Raw genomic sequence first — 19,577 nt, 5'->3', positions numbered from 1 at the left:
CTCCTGAAAAACCGATTGTGGAGGGAGTGTGCGTTCGGATCAGGATGGAAGAGGTGTAGTCATGTCCTCGAGAATCGCTTCCAGGTCCTCCTCGTGCTCCACCTCGTCCTCCAGGATTTCCAAGGCCATGTGATAGGTCACGACATCCTTGTCCTTGACGAAGTCGAGAATCTTTCTGTAGACCTCGATAGCGCACTGTTCCCCTTGAATGTTCTGCTGGACCAGTTTCAGCGTGTTCGGATCGGAAGGAATATCGTAACCGCAGTTCGTCTGCTCGTACCATGCCTTCGGTTCAAGCAGCGGAGTTCCTCCGAGCTGGATGATGCGCTCCACCAGCATGTCTGCATGACGAAGCTCGTCCTGGGCGTGTTCCTCGAGTTCGCCCTGGATGATACCGCGCATCCTTCCCTTGGCGACTTTGGCCCCGATCCAGTACTGGTAGTATGCAAGCCATTCATCCGCCAGAGCTTTGTTCAGCAGTTGCAGAAGCTCCTGCACGTTGACGCCCACGATCTCGGTCCCCTTAGTTCCCATCATGATTCCTCCTTTTGCCTGAAGTTGTTTTACTTGAGATCTTTTCTTATTCTACCAGAGGCATGTCTTTCGTCCAAATGGAGTTACTGGGTCCGAGCGATGGAATGTGCCGTTTCGGCAAAAAGATCCCAGAAGGTCTCTTCGCGTGCGGTTCGCGTCGACAGTGCTTCGAGGCTCAGGACCCACAGATCCAAAGGAAGTGCGGGACGACTCAACGCTTCTCCGAGAGGCATGAGGCTGCGTTGGAGCACAAGGGCCTCTTCCTCCGTGTCGGTGATCCAGAACCACCAGTTGATCGCGTCCTGCTCCTCCGTGTCTCTGTCGAAGAACCAGGGAAGGAAGACTCTCCGCTGCCAGAGGAGAAAGAGGTGGAGTCTGCCGATGTCCCAGCACACGGCATCCATCTCGTCGCGGTGCAGGTTTCTTCCCGCGAGAGACGGTGGTGCGAGGCGACAGTAAAGCCTGTCGGTGTTGAGGAACCCCAACTCGTCGTTGGGGTGGGGGGGGACATGCATGTATTGTTCGAAGTCATAGTGTTGAAGCAGTAACAGGTCCAGTTCGAGGTGGGAAACCGAGATGTTCTTCGCGTGGAGGAACGCTCTCATTTCCTGGAGGTTCGGAGGAAGAACGTTGGCATTGCTGGGGAGCGGGTATCTGTCGAGGAGGAGGCGCACGGAAGGATGTTCTGTATAGGTCCAGACGAGTGTGTCCCCGGTTTCGCGGCGGAAAAGCTCCTCCTTCGTCAGGGAAGGAAACCAGGGAAGGCATGCTCCGGGACGGGGTTCCTTGAGTCCCCACCTGCCGAGAAAACTACGGCGGAGAAGGAGTTCCATTCTGTTGCGTCGGAGCATTTTTCGAGGGTCTTTCGGTGTTGTGCCAGGCGCGGCATCATAGTAAGCCGAAGCGGCTTCGAAACGAAAGCGTTCCACTCCTGCATCGCTCAGAACATAGAACGCGCCTTCTTTTGTAAGAAGCCCTTCGCGTTCCAGAGCCGGAAGCGCTTGCGGATCTTCTCCGGCGAGTGAGACGGTCTCCTCGTTCCAGCAAGGATGTTGGGCATCGAAAAGCAAAAGCACAGCCTCTTTCCTCATGGGCGAACCTCCTTTTATACAGGGAAGCTCTGAATAAAGACCTTGCGCTTTTCCTTGACTCGTGTCGCACCAGGCTTTGCAAGGTGCTCTGCGGGGCTGATGCAGCCTTATTCAGAGATTCCACAGGTGTTTCGAACGCGGGAAATGTGATGGGCCTCATCTGCGCTGTTCTCAGAGTATAGTGCAGAAGAGGAAATCTGTCCGGATCGCATCCACACGCGTTTTGGGGTTCGGCCCGCGGGGTTCGACAGGAACGGCGGGGCGTTGTCTCGAAATCGACCTGTCGGACGGATCTGTCGGTGGAGCGCGGGGAGGAATCGCCGGATTCTGTCGGATCATCACCGGCAACGGTGGCTGGCGGACCTTTCCGACGGTGCCCGGTTGTGGGGGCTGGCGAGGAGACGCATTTTTTTGAAACCCCCTCAACTTTTTGACTTGCGGTGCATTGACGCTGTTGCAACAAAAAGACCAAAGGGATCTGTTACAATTCTTCAGAACGAGAGACGTCACTCCGGGAGGTACGGACATTGTGGAATTCCCTGCGGATTTTTCCTGGCGTGCACTGTTCCTGGGATTGGGTGGTGCTGCAGTCATCGCCGCGAGCAGTACCTACGTGGCGCTACGGCTCGGGGCGCTTCCGTGGCCGACCGTTTTTGTCGCCGTAGCGAGCATGGCCTTTCTCCGTCCCGTCGGAGCCTCCCTGCGGGAAATCAATGTGGCTCACACGGGAATGTCCGCCGGCGGGCTCGTGGCGGGAGGCGTGGCCTTCACCTTGCCCGGGCTCTGGATGGCCGATCCGGAAGCGACGCTTTCCGCAGCCCAGGCTTTCGGTGCGGCATCCACGGGGGCGCTTTTGGGAGCGTGCTTTACTGCTATGGTGCGTCGCTCTTTTATTGAAGAGCAGCAGTTGCCCTATCCCATGGGAACGGCTGCGGCGGAAACACTTCTCGCCGGGGATTCCGGGGGATATAAGGCCCGGGTACTGTTCGGCTCGTTGGGGTTTTCCGGGGTGATCACAGCTCTTCGGGATGGATTTGGAGTGATTCCCGCGTTGGTGGGGAATCCGGCGACGCTCGGATTTTGGCTCTCGCCGATGGCGCTTGGAATCGGGTACATTATCGGTCCCCTGTTCATGGGTTCCTGGCTTGCGGGAGGCGTGCTTGCCCATGGACTGTTTCTTCCCCTCGGGTTCAGGTTCGGTTTCTTTCCTTCGGAGGGGGCGGCCCTGCTCATGAAGAATAGCCTTGGTATCGGCCTTATCGTCGGTGCGGGGATGGCCACGCTGTTCCGGGGAATGGTGCGATTTGTCCGCAGAGGAAGGGGACTCCCTCTCGCCGGGTGGAAATGGTCTGCCTTGACCGTAGCTGGGGGATGTGCCCTGCTTACCGCAGTGATGGGACTCTCTCTGCCGCTGTCGCTTCTTGTCGTTTTCGGGGTGTGGCTTTGTGTGATCATGGCAGCCACGCTCACCGGGCAAACGGGGATCGATCCCATGGAAGTCTTCGGTATTCTTCTTGTCTTGTTCGCACGATGGTTTTTCCCGCTCGAACGCAGCGAGGCCTATCTTCTTGCGGCGGTGGTCGCCGTGGCGACGGGACTTGCCGGGGATGCGCTGCAGGATTTCAAGGCCGGTCGGGTATTGGGTACGAACCCTTTCTCGCAATGGCTCAACGAGGTTGGAGGCGGTATGGTCGGCGCGTTTGTCGCTGTGGGGGCGCTTTTCATCATGAAGGATGCCTACGGAGCAATGGGCCCTGGAACACAACTTGTCGCGCCGCAAGCGTTTGCAGTAAAGAGCGTCGTCGAGGGGCTGTTCCACGGAGGGTTTTTTCTCGGCGGAGCGATAACGGGGATGCTCCTCGCGTTGTTGGGTATTCCCGCCATGACCTTGGGTATCGGCGTCTATCTCCCCCTTTTCATTTCCACCACGGCGGGGATTGGAGGAGGCGTGCGTCTGCTCGTCGACAAAACGGGCAAGAGGACGGATGGCAACGGAACCCTGATCGCTTCGGGGTTTCTTGGTGGTGAAGGACTTGTGGGTGTCCTGATCGCTCTTTTGAAGGTGGTGACCGGGGGATGAGTCTTTCCTGTCTGATCGGGCATGCCCAGGATGAAGGAGGAGGGACAGGGTGCACGGTGCTCTTGTTTCCAGAGGGTGCCACGGCATCCTGCGATGTGCGGGGCGGCGCTCCGGGTGGACGGGAGACTGCGCTTCTTGACCCGGCGTGTTCCGTGGAGCGCATCGATGCGTTGCTTTTCACGGGAGGAAGCGCCTTCGGCCTCGATGCGGCATCCGGAGTTGTCGCTTTTTGCGAGGAGCGAGGATGGGGCTTCGATGTGGGGGTGGGGGTTGTGCCCATCGTTTCCGGCGCCTGCATTTTCGATCTCTCCGTGGGGAATCCCCGGAGTCGCCCCGACCGAGCCATGGGTTTGGCTGCCTGCAACGCAGCCAAGCTGTGGAGCGAATCCCCCTTGGGGAATGTCGGTGTCGGCTCAGGGGCTAGTGTGGGGAAATATCTCGGTCCCGAAGGAGCCATGAAGGGAGGCTTCGGGTGGGCACGTGCCGATGTCGGTGACGTGACGGTTCTCGCGGTTGCGGCTGTGAATCCCCTGGGTGCCGTGCGTGAGGAGTCGGGGGCATTTCTGGCCGGAGCGGTGAGAAACGGAACAATTCTTTCGCCTCTTGAAGCGCTCCGAGGTGGGGTGAGAGGCGAGGACGAACTCTGGGGGAGGAACACCACACTTGCCGCAGTGGTGACGAACGCGAGGCTCTCGAAGTCGGAATGCCGAAGGGTGGCCATCATGGGGCATGATGGGCTTGCCGCGGCAATCTTTCCCGTACACACTCCCTTCGATGGAGACACGGTCTTCTGCGTTTCCGTCGGAACGGTCGCCGGTGACCCGCTTCTGGTGGGAACGGTGGGGACATCTCTGGTCGCGGAGGCGATACGCCGAGGGGTCCGCGAGGCGGTGGGTGCCTATGGACTGTCAGCGGCCAGGGAGATTGCGGGCGGATGCGTCTGATTTCAAATGTTTTCTGCCGACCCGGTTCGGGACTTTTCCCCGGGGACAGGCTGTTTTGCGGATGCAGCGCTTCCGGATTACAAAGACAATGAGAATGTTTCTTCCAGTGGGAGAATCTCTTTTTAAGAAAATTCGAGAGGAGGTGTGGAGTGTGATTCGACTGCTTCTGGCGGACGATCATCCTCTCACGAGATCGGGAATTGCTGCGTATCTGGAGAAGGAACAGGACATGGCACTGGTGGGCGAGGCTGGGGACGGGGAAGAAGCCTGGGAGAAGATTCGGGCGTTGAAACCCCACGTGGCCCTTCTGGATATCCGCATGCCCAAGGAGGATGGTGTTGCGGTGGCCCGAAAAATAAAGGAAGCACGTCTTCCCGTGATTCCTCTCATGCTCACGTCTTACGATGCGCAGCAGTATGTGGTTGCCTCGTTGCGCGCAGGTGCCAAAGGATATGTGCTGAAGACCGCGACGCCCGAGGAGTTGACCCGGGCAGTCCGGGTCGTGGCTGGCGGCGGGATTTATCTGGACAGCGAGGTCTCCAGGAGCATGGAGGGCGGGGATTTCACCCCAGAACCTCTTTCTACCCGGGAGAGGGAAGTGCTTCTCCTGGCGGCGAAAGGGCACTCCAGCAAGGAAGTGGCACAGGAGCTTTTCATTAGCGATAGGACGGTTCAGACCCACTTGGCGTCGATTTATGACAAACTCGGGGCAAAGAACAAGACCGAGGCGATGTTGCTGGCCCTGAAATACGGTATCGTCACGATGGAGGAGCTGCTCGAGTGAAACGCCATCTCCTGGTGGTCCTTGTCCTCGCAATCTTTCTTCCCTCAGTGGCGACACTTCTGGCGGCGGGGATGGGCATTGTAGAGCACGAACGGGCCATGCAGCTTGTGGCGCATTCCTACGTGCAGGATCTTGCAGAAACCGTCGCATCACGTCTGGATCCTGGATGGGGGATTCCCAGGCGCTTTCCGGGGCAGCAGGTAGTGACTCCTTCTCTGCTCACGATCACGAGGCTTCTGTCCTGGCGGCTCTCGCTGCCGGGATGGGTGGCCGTTATGGATGGAGAGGGGCGTGTCCTCACCGCATCGCCGGGAGCGGAATCACTGTCGCACATTCTTCCGGGGCAGGTCCCTCTCGGGAGAGCCATTGAGATCCGTGACAGGGGCAACGTGTACACCATTGCGGTCTACCCCGTCGGGGATGTGGGATGGTACGTGGTGGCTGCGGTTTCCTGGGAGCAACTTCTTGGACCGATGCTTCGCTACGGCACGCTGTGGGCCGTCATGGTGGGTGTGTTCGCCATTGCGGCGCTTTTGGCGGTGTGGGCGCTTTGGCGATGGCTCATCAGCCCTCTCAAGGCACTCGAGACCGAGGTCTCCCGTCTCCGTTGGGGAGAGGATCTTCCTGCGTCGGATGAGCCTGGAGCCGTGTTCGAGATCCGCCGCCTTCGCGCCGTTCTGAAGCATCTTGCACAGACTGCCATCGAGAAGGCACAGCTCATGCGTCGTTACGTCACCGACATGGTGCGTGTCCAGGAGGAGGAGCGGGGGCGTCTCGCCATGGAGATTCACGACGGGCCGCTTCAGGACGTGACGGCCCTGATTCAGCAACTGCGTCTTGCGAAGAGAGCGACGGCCCGGGAAGAGCTGTTACGGCGTCTTTCTCTCGCGGAAGAGGGGGCAAGGTTGGTGGTGCGAGAATTGCGGGGGCTTTGTGACGAGCTGTCTCCTCCATGGCTTGACCTGGGGCTTTCCCAGGCTCTCACGGAAATGGGAGAGCGCTTCGCGGAGCATCTCGACGTGGAAATCTCCGTAGAGTGCGATCAAAGCGCTGAGCGTGCATTATCCGGAGAGAGCGTGCTCACACTCTTTCGGGTCGCGCAGGAAGCCGTGCACAATGCGGTGCGTCATGGCGAGGCCACGCGAGTGGAGATTCGGGGATATCGGGATGAAGAGGGACGCCAGTTCATCTTGGAAATAGAGGACAACGGCAAGGGGTTTTCTCCGGTGTCCGATTTCACGGCGTTGCGTGTTCAAGGACATCGAGGGCTCGCAAACATGTCCGAACGGATGGCTCTTTCCGGCGGTCAGCTCGTTATCCGATCCGCTCCGGAAGAGGGAACCCGCGTGCAGTGCACACTTCCCCTGGAGGACGGGGACGGGATCATTTTCGCTTCATCCGAAAGTGCCCCCCCCAAACTCCCTTGACGTCGGAGACGAAAACAAAGCCTTTGTCTCCGATGATGCGCGTGGCGGTCTGGATATCCTTTCGCCCACAGATCACCTTGATGACGTAACGGACGCCAGTGCGTCCTTCTCCCGTGAGGACCGTCGTGCCGAATCCCTCTTCCCGGAGGGTTCTGATCATGTCGAAGGTTTTCTCGTTGCGCTCGGAGATGACCTCAAGGAGGACGAAGGTGTTCAGGAGTCGCTCCTCAAGAAACGCTCCCAGGAAGTTGCCCATGGCGTATCCGCCGCAATAGGCGATGAGCTGGGGAATCTCGAGAGGTTTTCCTCCGCCGATGACGTAGCCGAGAATCACCATGTAGAGCATGACCTCGAAGAACCCGATGCAGGCTGCGATGAAACGCCTTCCCCGCACGAGGAGAAGGATTCGGAAGGTTCCGCAGCTCACGTCGAGGATGCGAGCGCCGAAAATCATCAGAAGGCCGACAATGTCTATGTTCATGGCGATGCTCCTTTGGGAGGGAACCCGAATTCCTGTATAGTGTACATGGTCTTCCCCGAAGACGGAACCCCGGAAGAGGTTCTTTTCTTCGGAACGGTCGCGAATGTTGTTCTCTGCGCTGGAATTCGGAATGACACGCTTCGATTTGCGAGAGGAGGGAGCCCTTCGGGCATGGCTATGCGATTACGTATCCTTGGAGCTGCCGGTGAAGTCACCGGATCGAGTTACCTGCTTGAAATCGGAGAGAGCAGAATACTCGTCGATTGCGGTCTTCATCAAGGTAAGGATGAAGACCGCCTGAACAGGGAACCCTTTCCTTTGGCCCCAGAGAGCCTCACCGCAGTGGTGTTCACCCACGCCCATCTGGATCACACTGGGAGAGTTCCACTTTTGGTGAAACAGGGATTTTCGGGAAAGATCTGGGCCACTCTTCCCACTGCCGAACTCGTGAAAGTCCTTTGGACTGATTCCGCTCATCTCATGAAGGAAGAGGCGGAATGGCGTTCCAGAAAGAATGCGCGAAAAGGATTGCCCCCGGTGAATCCGCTCTACGATGAGGAAGATGTGACGAAGGCATTGGAATATCTCGTTCCCGCAAGTTATGATGACGTCATCCTCCTGGCTCCGGGTGTCAAGGTGCGTTTTCGTGACGCGGGACACATTCTGGGCAGTGCGGTGCTCGAATTCTGGCTTTCCGAAGGCACGTCGCAGAAAGAGGTGAAGGTGGTCTTCTCTGGAGACCTCGGCCCCCAGGAGACGGTGATGGAACGAAATCCCGCCCTGATCGAGGATGCGGACTACGTCGTCATCGAATCCACCTACGGAGATCGCCTCCACAAGACAAACGCGGAAAGCCGCGACGAATTTCGGGAGGTCATGAGGCTCGCTCTCCGGAGCAAAGCGAAAGTGCTCATCCCCACCTTCGTGGTGGATCGGGCACAGCGGGTTCTGTACGAGATCATGCTTCTCCAGAAGGAAGGGGTTCTGGAGGAGGATCTTCCCATTTTCTTCGATTCTCCCATGGGCGTCCGCGCCACGGACATCTACCGGAAGCACATAAACCTCCTCTCCTCGGAAATTCAGGGTCATGTCCACCGGGGGGACGATCCCTTCTCTCCGGAGCAGCTCCGATACATCTCCGACGCCGAGGAATCCCGGGGCATCAACGGTGTGGCTCGTGCGGTGGTTCTCGCCGGAAGCGGCATGTGCAATGGAGGACGCATCGTGCACCACTTGAAGCACAACTTGTGGAACGAGAAATGTCACGTCTGCTTCGTGGGGTACCAGGCACAGGGCACGCTGGGGAGGCGTCTCGTGGATGGAACGAAGCGCGTGCGCATCGCCGGAGAGGAAGTCAGCGTGAAAGCCAGGCTGCATACGATCAATGGCTTCTCTGCCCACGCGGACAGAAGAGATCTTCTGAAATGGGCGGGTAATTTCATCAACGGGCCTCTCTTCATCGTGACCCACGGAGAACCGAAGTCGTCCCGTTCTCTCGCGGAAGGACTGACGGGACTCGGATTCCGTGCGGAAGTGCCCGTACCGGGGCAGGAATTCGTACTGGAGGCGGAGCATGCCTTTGCCCCTGAAGCGGTCGTTCCCGTCTTTTCCGGATCGAAGGAGGCGGCGACGAAACGGCTTCTCTCCGACGTGGCGATCATGGCTTCCGACATCCAGGATGCGGATGAACTTCCCGACGAGGATCTGCTTCCCCTTCTCGAGTCCTCGCGAACGCTTCTGCAGATTGTTCGGGACAGGATGACCGAGAAAGCCCGGGGGCGGGCAAGCTGAGACGTCGGGGGAGTCTTTGACCGGTCGATTGCTTTCTGTTGATACAGAGGGTGACAGCAGGGGAGCGCAACCGGCAGAGGAGGATGTGGTTCTTGGTGAAACGTTCTGCGGGAATGTTTTTTTGGGTTTTCCTTCTCCTGGGAGGGAGCAGCGTGGGAGCATGGAAAGCCCTTTCGAGGGAACATCCGGCTCCGCCGGTGAGTGTGGCGGCAATCAAGGCGGAGCGAGGGATGCCCGTAACGGTGGTCACCGCCGAGAAGGGGTACTGGGAATCCTGGATCTTCCTCTATGGGCGTGTGCAAGCAGCCAACCCCCATTCGGTGGCATCGGACCGGCAGGAATACGCCCTGACCGTGGATGTCAACGTGGGAGATCGTGTGACGAAGGGACAGGTACTCGTCACGCTGGATACGCGGACGGCGGCACAGAACATGGCCGCACTCAGGGCCAGGAGCGCCGAGACTCAGGCTCAGTACGAACGGCTTCGCTCTCTCCACGCCGCGGGAGGTACGAGCATGCGGGAGGTGGAGTCCGCTTTCGCCGCCGCTCAGGACGCCAGGGCGCGCCTTGCGGAATCCCAGACGGGTCTTTCACGCCACAAGGTAACGGCCCCGGTGGGGGGAATCGTTCTCAGCCGTACGGTGGAGCCGGGGGAACTTGTCTCTCCGGGCAAATCGCTCTTTGTCGTGGCCGACTTGGATGACCTCGAAGCCGTGATGGACGTTGCCCCCGGCGATCTCCCCCGAATCCCGCCGAATCCGAGGGTCATGGTGCGTTCCCACGTGAACGGGTGGGTGGATGCCCGTTTCAAGCGTCTCGATCCTCAGGCGGATGTCACGACAGGGCTTTACACGGCGGTCTTCTCCCTTCCTTCGGGATCGGGGCTACTCCCCGGCGCTGTCGTGGAGGGACAGTTACGGCTTCTCGCCCTGGAGGATGCGATCTCGCTCCCCTACGAGGCGGTGCGCCCCCTGGCGACGCGCCACGTGGTGTACGTCGTCTCCGGAGATGTGGTGGAGGAGCGGGAGGTTCGCATCGATGACACCAGGGACAACAGAACCCGCATTGTCTCCGGCCTTGAAGGGGGCGAGATGGTCGTCTTCAAGGGGGCGGAACGTCTCTTCCACGGGGCGAAGATCTGGATTCAGGGGCAGTGACGATGGATCTCATCGGAATCTCGGTCCGAAGGCCTGTTCTGACGTCGGTGATCATGATCATCGCCGTGCTGCTCGGCCTTTATTCCTTTTCCCGTCTCGGTGTGATGCTCCTTCCCAAACTCGATATTCCCGTCGTTCAAGTGAGGATTCCCTACAAGGGAGCCAATCCTCTCGAGGTGGAGCGACTTGTGGTGCGCCCCGTGGAGGATGCCATCGCCACTGTGGAGGGTGTCACCAAAATCACCGGCTATGCGCTGGAGGGTATGGCCTATGTGATGGCGGAGATCGCCTACGAAACGGACATCACCCAGGCGACTCTCGACATTTCCACCCGGGTCAAGAGCATCACGGCGACGCTTCCCGACGATGCGGATGAACCGGTGGTCAGGAAATTCGACATCAACGCTCGGCCTTTTCTGATTCTCGTGGTCAATTCTCCGCTTCCCGCACACCGGGTTCGGGATATGGCGGACGATCGCATCGCCCGGGCGCTCACACAGGTGCCTGGCATGGCGGCGGTGGATCTTTTCGGGGGTCGTGTCCGGGAGATTCACCTGAATGTGACGCCTCTGACGCTGCGTACCCATGGATTGAGCCTGAAAAAGCTCTCGAACCTCGTGAAGAACACAAATTTCAACTCTCCTTCGGGGCACATCGCAAGCGGTCTGCGGGAGACCACGGTTCGGGTGGTGGGAGAGCCTGCGCGCCCGGAGGATCTGGGAAAGATAAGTATTTCTCTGCACGGAGGGCGCTCTCTGCGTCTTGGTGACGTGGCCACCGTGGAGGACGGCTTTGCCGAGGAACGGACCAGAGCCCGCTATGACGGAAGGGACGCGGTCCTGCTGGAACTTGTGGCTCGTCCCAACGAGAACATCGTCCGTATCGCGGGGGATATTCGACGGGAACTCGCCCGTCTCGAACGGTCCCTTCCCGAAGATTTTTCCATCGGTATGGTGTATGACGGAAGCGAATTCGTCGAGAAGGCGATCCGCAACGTCATCCGGGACATGATCACAGGAACCGTCCTGACGGCGCTCATCCTTTTTCTTTTCCTGCAGCGCATGGGAGCTACGGTGGCGGTGGCCGTGGCGATGCCGACGGCCATCATCGCCACGTTCATTCCCATGTATCTCGCGGGGTTCACCCTGAACATCATGAGCACTCTCGGCCTCGCCGTGTCGGTGGGTGTTCTGGTGAACAACTCCATTCTCGTTCTGGAGAACATCTATCGTTATCGGGAGCTTGGCGAAGGGCCGGAGTCGGCGGCGATCAAGGGGACGAAAGAGATCGCCGCCTCCGTGCTCTCCACAACGGCGACGAATTTGGGTGTCTTTATTCCCGTTGCCTTCATGGGGGGCATGGTGGGCCAGATGTTCCGGGAGTTCGCGCTCACCGTGGTTTTCTCGACACTCTTTTCCCTGTGGATGGCCTTTACAGTGACGCCCATGGCGGCGGCCCGTCTCGGCAGCGAAGGAAAGCCTGTTTCCCGAACTGCGCGTTTCCTCACGGGATGGTGGCAATGGCTCTACGGAGGACTCGAGGATCTGCATCACCTTCTCTTGGGAAGGGCCATGAGGCATCCGCTGCTCACCGTGGGATTCTTCGTCCTGCTTTTCGCGGGATCACTGGCGCTCTCGAAACAGGTGGGGTTCGAGTACGCTCCCCGGGTCGACCAGGGAACCATCGCCATCGGTGTGACGCTGTCGAGCACGGCATCTCTGGAGGCCACGGATGAAGTGCTCCGACATGTGGAAACGACTCTTGCGGGAGACCCCCGCATCCGCTCCATGAGTACCACTCTGGCCGGCGGAAGATCCGGCGTGAACAGCGGAAGAGTTCGCGTGTACCTGGTGGATGAGAGCGAGCGGCCTTCCGCTTTTCGCATCGCCTCGGAATGGCGGAGAAAGTTTGCGGATGTCGCCGATGCGGACATCTCCGTCGAAGTGGCTTCCCAGCGGGGTGGGTCCCGAGGCAAGCCCGTTGAAGTGACCATCGCGGGAGAGGATCTCGACGAACTCAGTGCACTTTCCGAACGTGTCAAGGATGCCATGCGCACTGTGGAAGGACTGGTGGACATCGACACGGACTGGAAGGTAGGTAGGCAGGAAATCCGCCTGATTCCCAGGCACAATCGCTTCGCGGAGCTGGGAATCTCCCTCAAGGACGTGGCGGAGGAACTCCGGGGCTATCTGAGCGGCATCGAATCCGGCGTGTTTCGCGACCAGGGGCTCGAATACGACATTCTCGTACAGCTGCATCCCGCGTTTCGCGCCAACCCCGCGGTGATCGCAGGACTTCCGGTGTGGACGCCCGGGGGGTTCGTGCCTTTCGGGGAACTTGCCGAAGTGGAGTATACGCAGGGACCCACGGCCATTTACCGTCTGAACCGTCAGCGGACGGTGACGGTGAATGCCGATGTGGCGGGCAGAAGCGTCGGTGATGTTATAACGGACCTCCGGAAAAAACTGGACACGTTGGCCGTTCCGCCGGGGTATCGTTTTCTCTTTCGCGGAGAGGCCGAGGACATTCAGGAGAACTACGGAAGGCTTTATGCGGCGTTCGGTATGGCCGTGGTGCTGACCTTTCTCATGATCGCCGGCATCCTCGAATCGTATGTCTACGCGCTTGTCATCATGCTCACCGTTCCCCTTGCCGTCATTGGTGTCTATCCGGCGCTTCTGCTGTCGGGAGTTGCGGTGTCCATATACGGACTTCTCGGAATGGTCATGCTCGTGGGGCTTGTGGTGAACAACGCCATCGTCATCGTGGACTATGCGGAGATCCTCAGAAAAGACGGGAAGGATCCCGCCCGTGCCGTGGAAGAAGCTGTTGCGGTGCGACTGCGTCCTGTCATCATGGCCGATGTGACGACCCTGATTGCCATGTTGCCCCTTGCTTTGGGACTGGGCACGGGAGGACAATACCGGGCGCCGATGGCCATCGTGCTCTGCGGAGGTCTTCTCGCGGGGGGAACACTTGCGATTTTTCTCATTCCTCCCATTTATGCAGGCATGTGGCGTCTTCGGGAACGGCTCATCCGAAGGAGGATTCAAAATGCGTAAAAGTCTGTTCTTCTGGGGAATTCTTCTCGTCGTGGGGGGATTTCTCGTTGCGGGAGCCATCTATTTTGGGAAGGCGCCCTCCTCTGTGCCCGGAGACGGAGTTCTGCCACCCTTTTCCGAGGCAAGGGTCCCCCGGCTCCTTCTCCAGGCGGAGGGGACGCAGATTTCAGCGCTCCTTCCGGAGCTGTTGGAGGAAGTCGGGAATTTCTCCGAGTTCGGCGGGATAGGGGTTTTGCTCGAGCATTCTCCCGTGGGAATCTCCGACATGCTGCGGCGCTTTCTCCTTCTTGCCCGTTTCTGGGGGCGTTTCGGCGCCTTTGCGGAATGGCACGAGGGGACGGCACAGATGGGTTTCGTCGCCCGTCTTTCCGACGAGGACGGCGCGGCGCTGGCCGAGGGAAATGTCCCTTCCCGATGGAAAATTTCGCTTCCGGAGCTGGAGATACAGGTCGATTCGGGCACGGGGAACCGGGAAATGCGGTTGAAGAGAGGGAGCGTGTTCACGATCTTTCTCGACCTACGGAAAGATCTTCTTGTCGGTGCATCCTCGCCCGATCTTCTTGAGCGGACGTTTTCCCTTCTTCGCGGGACGGTATCTTCCCCGGAACTTCCGTGGCGGCTGAATCCCGAATGGAGAGGTCATCTTCGGGGCGGCGATGCAGGGTTCCTGACCCCTTCGGAAGGCGAAAGTCCCGCGGAGACGACGATCGAGGCGGCATGGACGACGGAGAATGGAAAGGGACGTCTCATCTGGACGCTGGAGGGGCCCGGCCTGGAGCTGGATCCGGCATGGGAAGCTGCGTTTGCGCCGCGCGAATGGACCGAGGCGATGCTCCTCCCCGAGCCGTTTTTTGCCGCGGCGGGAGGAATGATTCCCGAACACGCCCTTGCGGTGGAACATCCGAGTGTAATGGAACTGGCGCGTTCCCTCGAACGGTTCGGACTGACCTCCGCGGATGCGGGAGCTTTGTTGACTGGGCCGATCCTGTTCGGTGTCGGCGGTCGTGCCCAGTATTTTTCTCTTCCAGCTCCCGCCTTCGTGGCGCAGTTTCCGGGGAGAGGCGAAGTGGGCATGCGTTTCGCAAAACGATTCTGGCGCCAGGGCCCCTTTCTCTTCCTGCCCGATCCGGATCCTCTGGAAGGATTTTCCGAGGGCGGGACATCTTCAGTGCCCTTTTCTCTCGTGGTCGCTGCATCACCGGATATGGCTGTTCTCGGTGTGGCGGAGCCCGAATCGCTCGCCGCGGGAATTTTCCCCGCTGAGCTGGTTCCAGAACTCAAGAACGAGAAGGCACTTCTGTGGGCCTGTTGTGATGTCGCCGCCCTGTATGAGGGGCTCTCGGGACTTCAGGCTGCGGGAAGGGTTGGAGAACAGCTCGGCTTGCGGAGAGCCGAAAACATGAATACAGCGATACGCCTATTGGAAAAGATACATTCCGTGAAACGTATCGTTTTCCTGCTTTTCACCTTGGGAAAGGGGACGCTCTATTGGAACTTCCCCGAATCGTAAGTGAACACGTCAACGTGCGGGTCGAGACCACCGGCGTCCGGTTTCGAATTTCCGTCCGAAGAGCATGAAGGAGGCGTTGTGTTTTGGGGCGTAATGTGCTTGAGGTGATGCAGGAACGGGGATTCGTCGAATGGTGCAGTGCTCCCCAGGAGTTGGGGCATCTTTTCGAAACGGAAACAGTAACAGGGTACATCGGATTTGATCCCACCGGAGACAGCCTCCACGTAGGGCATCTGGTGCCCATCATGGGCCTTGCCTGGCTGCAGCGGTTGGGGCATCGCCCCATCGCGATCGCGGGAGCCGGCACCGGCCTGATCGGAGATCCTTCCGGAAAGAGCAGGGAGCGGAATCTCCTCACGCTGGAGACGGTCGAGCGAAATCTCGTGGGTGTGCGCAGGCAACTTGAGGCTTTTCTCGATTTCGACTGTGGTTCCACGAGCGCAAAGATCATCAATAACTACGACTGGCTCGGCAAGATCGGGCTTCTGGATTTTCTCCGGGACGTGGGAAAACATTTCACGGTAAATTACATGCTCTCCCGGGAATATGTGCGGAGTCGCATCGAGGATCCGGAAAAGTCCATCTCCTACACGGAGTTCGGATACATGCTTCTTCAGGCTTATGACTTCTATCATTTGCGTATGGAAGAGAACTGCCGTCTCCAGATGGGCGGCAACGATCAGCAGGGAAACATCATCGCAGGAATCGACCTGATCCGGAAGAAGTCCGGACGGGATGCCTACGGTGTCACCTATCCGCTCCTTCTCTCCGCGTCGGGAACGAAATTCGGCAAGACTGAGGATGGAGCGGTCTGGCTCGCTCCGGAAAAGACGAGCCCCTATGCCTTCTACCAGTTTTGGATCAATACGGATGATCGGGATGTCTCCAAACTGCTCCGGTTGTTCACGTTTTTGCCGCTGGAGGAGATTGTGGCTGTCGAGACGGAACATGCGCGCAGGCCTGAGGTACGGGAATCCCAGCGAATTCTTGCCTGGGAGGTCACGAAGACCGTCCACGGGGAGGCTGCAGCTCGGGAGGCGCGGCGCGCCAGTGAAATTCTCTTTGGAGGACAGTTCGCTCCCGAAGAGCTTACCATGGAGATGCTCCGAGTCCTGGAGAGAGAAGTCCCCTGCAGTGACGTGGAAAAACTCTCCGTGCCCGTGACGGATGTCTTGGCGGAGTGTGGTGCCTGCAGCAGCAAGGGAGAGGCCAAGAGACTCGTCCGGGGCGGCGGTGTGCTTCTGAACGGGGACAGAATTTCCGACGAGAACGCTCTCGTGGATGCCGCCCACGTTCTTCACGGAGGATATCTCTTCTTCCGTCTCGGCAAGCGGCGCTTCCACATGGTTCGGGTACGAGACAACGGCAGAGAGTGACGCACCATTTCCCAGGGGCGTTCCGGATGATGCCCCTTCATCATCCAGGGAAGGGGCAAACCGCGAGGGGGGTGGCTCGGTGAAACAGACCATCACATGGTGTGTGTCGAAGGAATGCACGCCCTGGGAACGTATCGTCCTGAGGGGGTTCGCACGGCAGATTCGCGCTTCCGGCGAGGACGTGCGCATCCTCGACACAGGTGCGGGAGCGTGGAACGAAGCGCTGCCCGTGGAGTATTGGCATGCCTTGGGACAGGGCGAACGTCTGGCGAAGATTCTTTTTTCCGGGCGACTGTGGCATTTCTGGGGAAAGCTGCCTCCCTGGTCTGGAGTGGTGGCGCTGCGGGCCCGAACCGTGCACACTCAATGGAGAACCTTCGACCGGTGGGCCGGGTTTCCCAGTGTCACTTCCCAACATCAGGCGCGACAGGCGGAGACCTATCTTCCGCCACTGTTCGACAAGCAACTCTTGTGGAATCTTGAAGCGTCCCTTCCCGCCGTTGGTGGTGACGGGCCTCACGTGGCTGTTTTGGCGCCGTCGCAGAAGCGCTGGTCTCCGGGATGCCAGGAGATGTTGCGGGAGAGACGGCGCGTCGCTCTCTGGATCGCCCTGGGGCTTCCGCCGGACAGGGAAAGCGAAACGCTGCCCCTCAACGACGGGCTCTTCGTGCATTGGCGAGAACGAGGAGGTCTCCTCATCCTTCCCGCCCAGCCAGACGTGGCCGATTCATGGTTGGCCACCGAGGCAGCGTTGCTTGCGGTTGCGACGGTGAGTGAACCTTCCCCCTTCATGGATGAACTCCTGGGACGGGACGGGTATGTCGCTGTGGATCTTCGAGGAGCGAGTGGCGTGGTTTCGGCGTGGAAAGAGGCTGTTGAGCGGGGCCTTGGTGCGGAAGGGCGGACCGTGGCGGCGAGGGCCCGTCATCGTATCGAGGAGGAATTTCCCCCGTCTCGGTCGCTCGGGTCTCTCGTGGCGCTCTATGACACGTTGCGGGGTGTGGAGCATTGAGAGCACTTCTCCGGTTGGTGCGTTTTCTCGATGGCTGGGTACGGCCCGGATGGCGTTCCTGCGCTGTGCGGTATGCCATCGAAGGGTTCTTGGCCACCTTTCGTCCCAGAAGCGGTGTGGCACTTCGAAATCTCCGGGCTGCCTACCCCGAATCGGATGAGGCGTGGCGAAGGCAGGTCCTGAGAAAACTCTATGAGCACATCGCGTGGAGCGCTGTCGAATATTTTGTGCTTCAGAGAAATCCGAAAGAAGTGCTTCAATGGTGTTCCCCGGGGAAAGGGGTGGACCTGCTCGATGACTACGCCGCCCGGAAAAAAGGGCTCATCGTGCTCACAGCCCATTTGGGAAACTGGGAACTGCTTGCGGGGTGGCTGGCCGGACGGGGCTACCCTATCCATTCCATCGTAAGGCGGCATGACGATCCCGCCATAGAAGAGATGACCGAGGCCCACAGACGAAGAGTGGGCCTTGTCACCATCTCCAAGAACGAGCACATGAAGAAAGTCGTGGATCTTCTCCGCAAAGGGGCCTTCATAGGCATCCTTGCGGATCAGAAAGCGAGCCCTCCGGAAGGAATCACGGTCCCCTTCTTCGGCATTCCCAGCCTGACCTATGTGGGGGCGGCGGCCCTCGGAATTCTCGCCGGAGTACCTGTCGTTCCCGTGGCTTCGTGGAGGAAGGAACCCTTTCGCCATGAGGTTGTGGCTGGCGCACCCCTTTGTGTGCCCCAGGGAATGGCTCGGGGCGAGATCATCGCCAAAATGACCGAAGAAGCCAACTTTCGCATTGAAGAATTCGTCCGGAAGAACCCGGAGCAGTGGCTTTGGCTGCACCGCCGCTGGGACTTCGACGCCTAGCGCCCCTTGTCCGACATAAGGGTTCCCGCAATGGCGTAGTCGTCTTTTTCCATCTCGCTGAGAATGATTCGCACTGTTTCGGGGGGAGCAGCGAGGCTTTCCGTGATCGCTTTCGTCACGGATGCGACGAGGAGACGTTTCTGTTCCAATGTCCTTCCCTTGATCAAATGGATTTCCACGATAGGCATGGGAAAACCTCCTTCAAACTCGGGATGTGGCGGTGCCCGACTGTGTGCGTCGGAGTGTTACCGGCCGAGGACATCATAGCCCTTTTTCGACGAAGAAAAAAGAGAACGGGACTTTCGGAACTTGCGTCTCAGGCAATCTTGCGATAAGGTTTTATCGAGGTGATGTGGAGTTTTTCTATTTTTGGAGTGTCTACGGGAAAGGAGATGACGGACTTGTTTTTCGAGCTGCTCACAAACGGCGATGTCGTCCGGTTGCCCGGCGAAGTATCCGTCATGAACCTGCCCGAGAGGGGCCGGCCCCACGTGGTTCTTCTCGCCCAGTACAACCGTGTTCTCGTTGGTACCGACCAGTTCGAGAGCTTCGAACGGTGGCTGTGGGGAAAGCCGGACGGTTCCGAATGGGAGGAGATCTCCCTGTACGAGGGAATGCCCAAGAAATTGCATGTGCCTTTCCTGGGAGATGTCCACATCAAGTCTTCCGTCGTGACGTTGTTGCGCAGGGAATTGCTGAACCGCCTTTCGCCGCCGGGGAATCACGATGCAGCGGCGGCGTTGGTGCGCGATGCGTTGCAGGAGGATTCCACTTGTGTTCTCGCACCGTTGCTGAAAGACGAAGAAACCTTTCGGGAGATGGTGGAAGAGGACGTGATCCTTCGGGCCGCGTATTGGGGTTTTCGTATGGGGTTGCTCTGGGGTGGTCCCGAAATGATTCTCCGCATCAAAATGTGGGTTCGTCTTGCCCGGCTCTCTTTTGATTCCGCACTCCGTTTCCCGCGCATGTGGTTTTTTCTCACGGGACAGCCGGATGAAACTTCCGTGACGGACCTTCTGGGTATCGGTTTCTCCGGAGAGCAGCTTCGTTCCCTGGATGGGGAGGATGGAAACCCTGTCTTGCTCAAGGGACCCGGAGGCTACCTGATTCAGGCCTGGCACAACGGGTTGGGGCGGAGCGGCAAAGAGGAGCACGTACCTCTTCGTGTCTGGCTCTATCTCACTGTTTCCATGTGGGATGACCTGAGAGGGAAAAAGGGTCTGTCTCTTCGGGAAATGGTCTTCGCCGCCTGGGGTTTCCTGGAGGCGACCGATGCGTGGGAACGAATGAGAATCTACGGCGGGACGTCTCTCGTGACAGGTCTTTCTCCTGTATAGGGAAGAAGCGCTTCTGTGGAGAAGAGGCGACGAGGTGTTTTCGGGCTTGTATAATACGTGAACAATTGCACAGGGGGAGAGGCTTGTCTCTCCGGAGAAAACGTTGTACTATACTTAGTAGAACGCCAGTTACG

At 59.0% G+C, this 19,577-nt stretch carries 16 protein-coding genes; 12 read left to right on the top strand and 4 right to left on the bottom strand.

The genetic code is table 11. The features are described 5' to 3' along the window. Positions 1-39: 39 nt before the first annotated feature. Positions 40-537, bottom strand: a complete 498-nt coding sequence (locus K349_RS0107230) for a ferritin-like domain-containing protein (RefSeq protein ID WP_211240345.1) — start codon at positions 535-537, stop codon at positions 40-42. Positions 538-617: 80 nt separating this feature from the next. Then, on the bottom strand, positions 618-1,625 hold the full coding sequence (locus K349_RS0107225; RefSeq protein WP_029165194.1) for a hypothetical protein: 1,008 nt from the start codon (positions 1,623-1,625) through the stop codon (positions 618-620). Positions 1,626-2,154: 529 nt separating this feature from the next. Here K349_RS0107225 and K349_RS0107220 point away from each other — a divergent pair. The 4 genes from K349_RS0107220 (at position 2,155) to K349_RS0107205 (ending at position 6,860) form a co-directional block, all read left to right on the top strand. Continuing rightward, entirely contained in the window at positions 2,155-3,705 is a 1,551-nt protein-coding gene (locus K349_RS0107220; RefSeq protein WP_029165193.1) for an OPT/YSL family transporter, read from the top strand. Then, positions 3,702-4,649, top strand: coding sequence for a P1 family peptidase (locus K349_RS0107215; protein ID WP_029165192.1), 948 nt, complete (start codon positions 3,702-3,704; stop codon positions 4,647-4,649). Before K349_RS0107220 ends, K349_RS0107215 begins: the two co-directional genes overlap by 4 nt. Positions 4,650-4,743: 94 nt before the next feature. Continuing rightward, the gene (locus K349_RS0107210; RefSeq protein WP_051464326.1) at positions 4,744-5,433 is read left to right on the top strand and encodes a response regulator transcription factor; all 690 of its coding nucleotides are present in this window, start codon (positions 4,744-4,746) and stop codon (positions 5,431-5,433) included. Then, a complete protein-coding gene (locus K349_RS0107205) occupies positions 5,430-6,860 on the top strand; it encodes a sensor histidine kinase (protein ID WP_029165190.1) in 1,431 nt (476 codons plus the stop codon). The genes K349_RS0107210 and K349_RS0107205 overlap by 4 nt, the downstream gene beginning before the upstream one ends. Here the strand turns inward: K349_RS0107205 and K349_RS0107200 are convergent. Further along, on the bottom strand, positions 6,817-7,341 hold the full coding sequence (locus K349_RS0107200; protein ID WP_034265222.1) for a DUF2179 domain-containing protein: 525 nt from the start codon (positions 7,339-7,341) through the stop codon (positions 6,817-6,819). The genes K349_RS0107205 and K349_RS0107200 overlap by 44 nt on opposite strands. Positions 7,342-7,512: 171 nt before the next feature. Between K349_RS0107200 and K349_RS0107195 the strand changes: the two genes are divergently transcribed. The 7 genes from K349_RS0107195 (at position 7,513) to K349_RS0107165 (ending at position 18,106) form a co-directional block, all read left to right on the top strand. Next, on the top strand, positions 7,513-9,132 hold the full coding sequence (locus tag K349_RS0107195) for an MBL fold metallo-hydrolase RNA specificity domain-containing protein (RefSeq protein WP_338022310.1): 1,620 nt from the start codon (positions 7,513-7,515) through the stop codon (positions 9,130-9,132). Positions 9,133-9,284: 152 nt separating this feature from the next. Beyond that, positions 9,285-10,289 (top strand): efflux RND transporter periplasmic adaptor subunit, encoded by a 1,005-nt coding sequence (locus K349_RS0107190; RefSeq protein ID WP_169731320.1) that lies wholly within the window; start codon positions 9,285-9,287, stop codon positions 10,287-10,289. A gap of 2 nt (positions 10,290-10,291) precedes the next feature. Beyond that, positions 10,292-13,351 carry an efflux RND transporter permease subunit gene (locus K349_RS0107185; RefSeq protein ID WP_029165186.1) on the top strand — a complete coding sequence of 1,020 codons (3,060 nt, stop codon included), beginning with the start codon at positions 10,292-10,294 and terminating at the stop codon, positions 13,349-13,351. Then, the gene (locus K349_RS0107180) at positions 13,344-14,861 is read left to right on the top strand and encodes a hypothetical protein (RefSeq protein ID WP_029165185.1); all 1,518 of its coding nucleotides are present in this window, start codon (positions 13,344-13,346) and stop codon (positions 14,859-14,861) included. Before K349_RS0107185 ends, K349_RS0107180 begins: the two co-directional genes overlap by 8 nt. A gap of 83 nt (positions 14,862-14,944) precedes the next feature. Further along, positions 14,945-16,237, top strand: a complete 1,293-nt coding sequence (gene tyrS / locus K349_RS0107175) for a tyrosine--tRNA ligase (protein ID WP_029165184.1) — start codon at positions 14,945-14,947, stop codon at positions 16,235-16,237. A gap of 79 nt (positions 16,238-16,316) precedes the next feature. Beyond that, entirely contained in the window at positions 16,317-17,249 is a 933-nt protein-coding gene (locus K349_RS0107170) for a hypothetical protein (protein ID WP_029165183.1), read from the top strand. Then, on the top strand, positions 17,246-18,106 hold the full coding sequence (locus K349_RS0107165) for a lysophospholipid acyltransferase family protein (protein ID WP_029165182.1): 861 nt from the start codon (positions 17,246-17,248) through the stop codon (positions 18,104-18,106). The genes K349_RS0107170 and K349_RS0107165 overlap by 4 nt, the downstream gene beginning before the upstream one ends. Here the strand turns inward: K349_RS0107165 and K349_RS0107160 are convergent. Beyond that, a complete protein-coding gene (locus K349_RS0107160; protein WP_029165181.1) occupies positions 18,103-18,294 on the bottom strand; it encodes a 2-hydroxymuconate tautomerase in 192 nt (63 codons plus the stop codon). The genes K349_RS0107165 and K349_RS0107160 overlap by 4 nt on opposite strands. 213 nt (positions 18,295-18,507) lie before the next feature. Here K349_RS0107160 and K349_RS0107155 point away from each other — a divergent pair, with 213 nt between their 5' ends. Then, positions 18,508-19,443: a hypothetical protein gene (locus tag K349_RS0107155; RefSeq protein ID WP_029165180.1), complete on the top strand. Its 936-nt coding sequence runs from the start codon at positions 18,508-18,510 to the stop codon at positions 19,441-19,443. Positions 19,444-19,577: the final 134 nt, after the last annotated feature.

Source organism: Aminiphilus circumscriptus DSM 16581, assembly GCF_000526375.1.
GTDB classification, from domain to species: Bacteria; Synergistota; Synergistia; order Synergistales; family Aminiphilaceae; genus Aminiphilus; species Aminiphilus circumscriptus.
The sequence above is the reverse complement of the archived record's forward strand: the minus strand, read 5'-3'. Positions and strand labels throughout refer to the sequence as shown.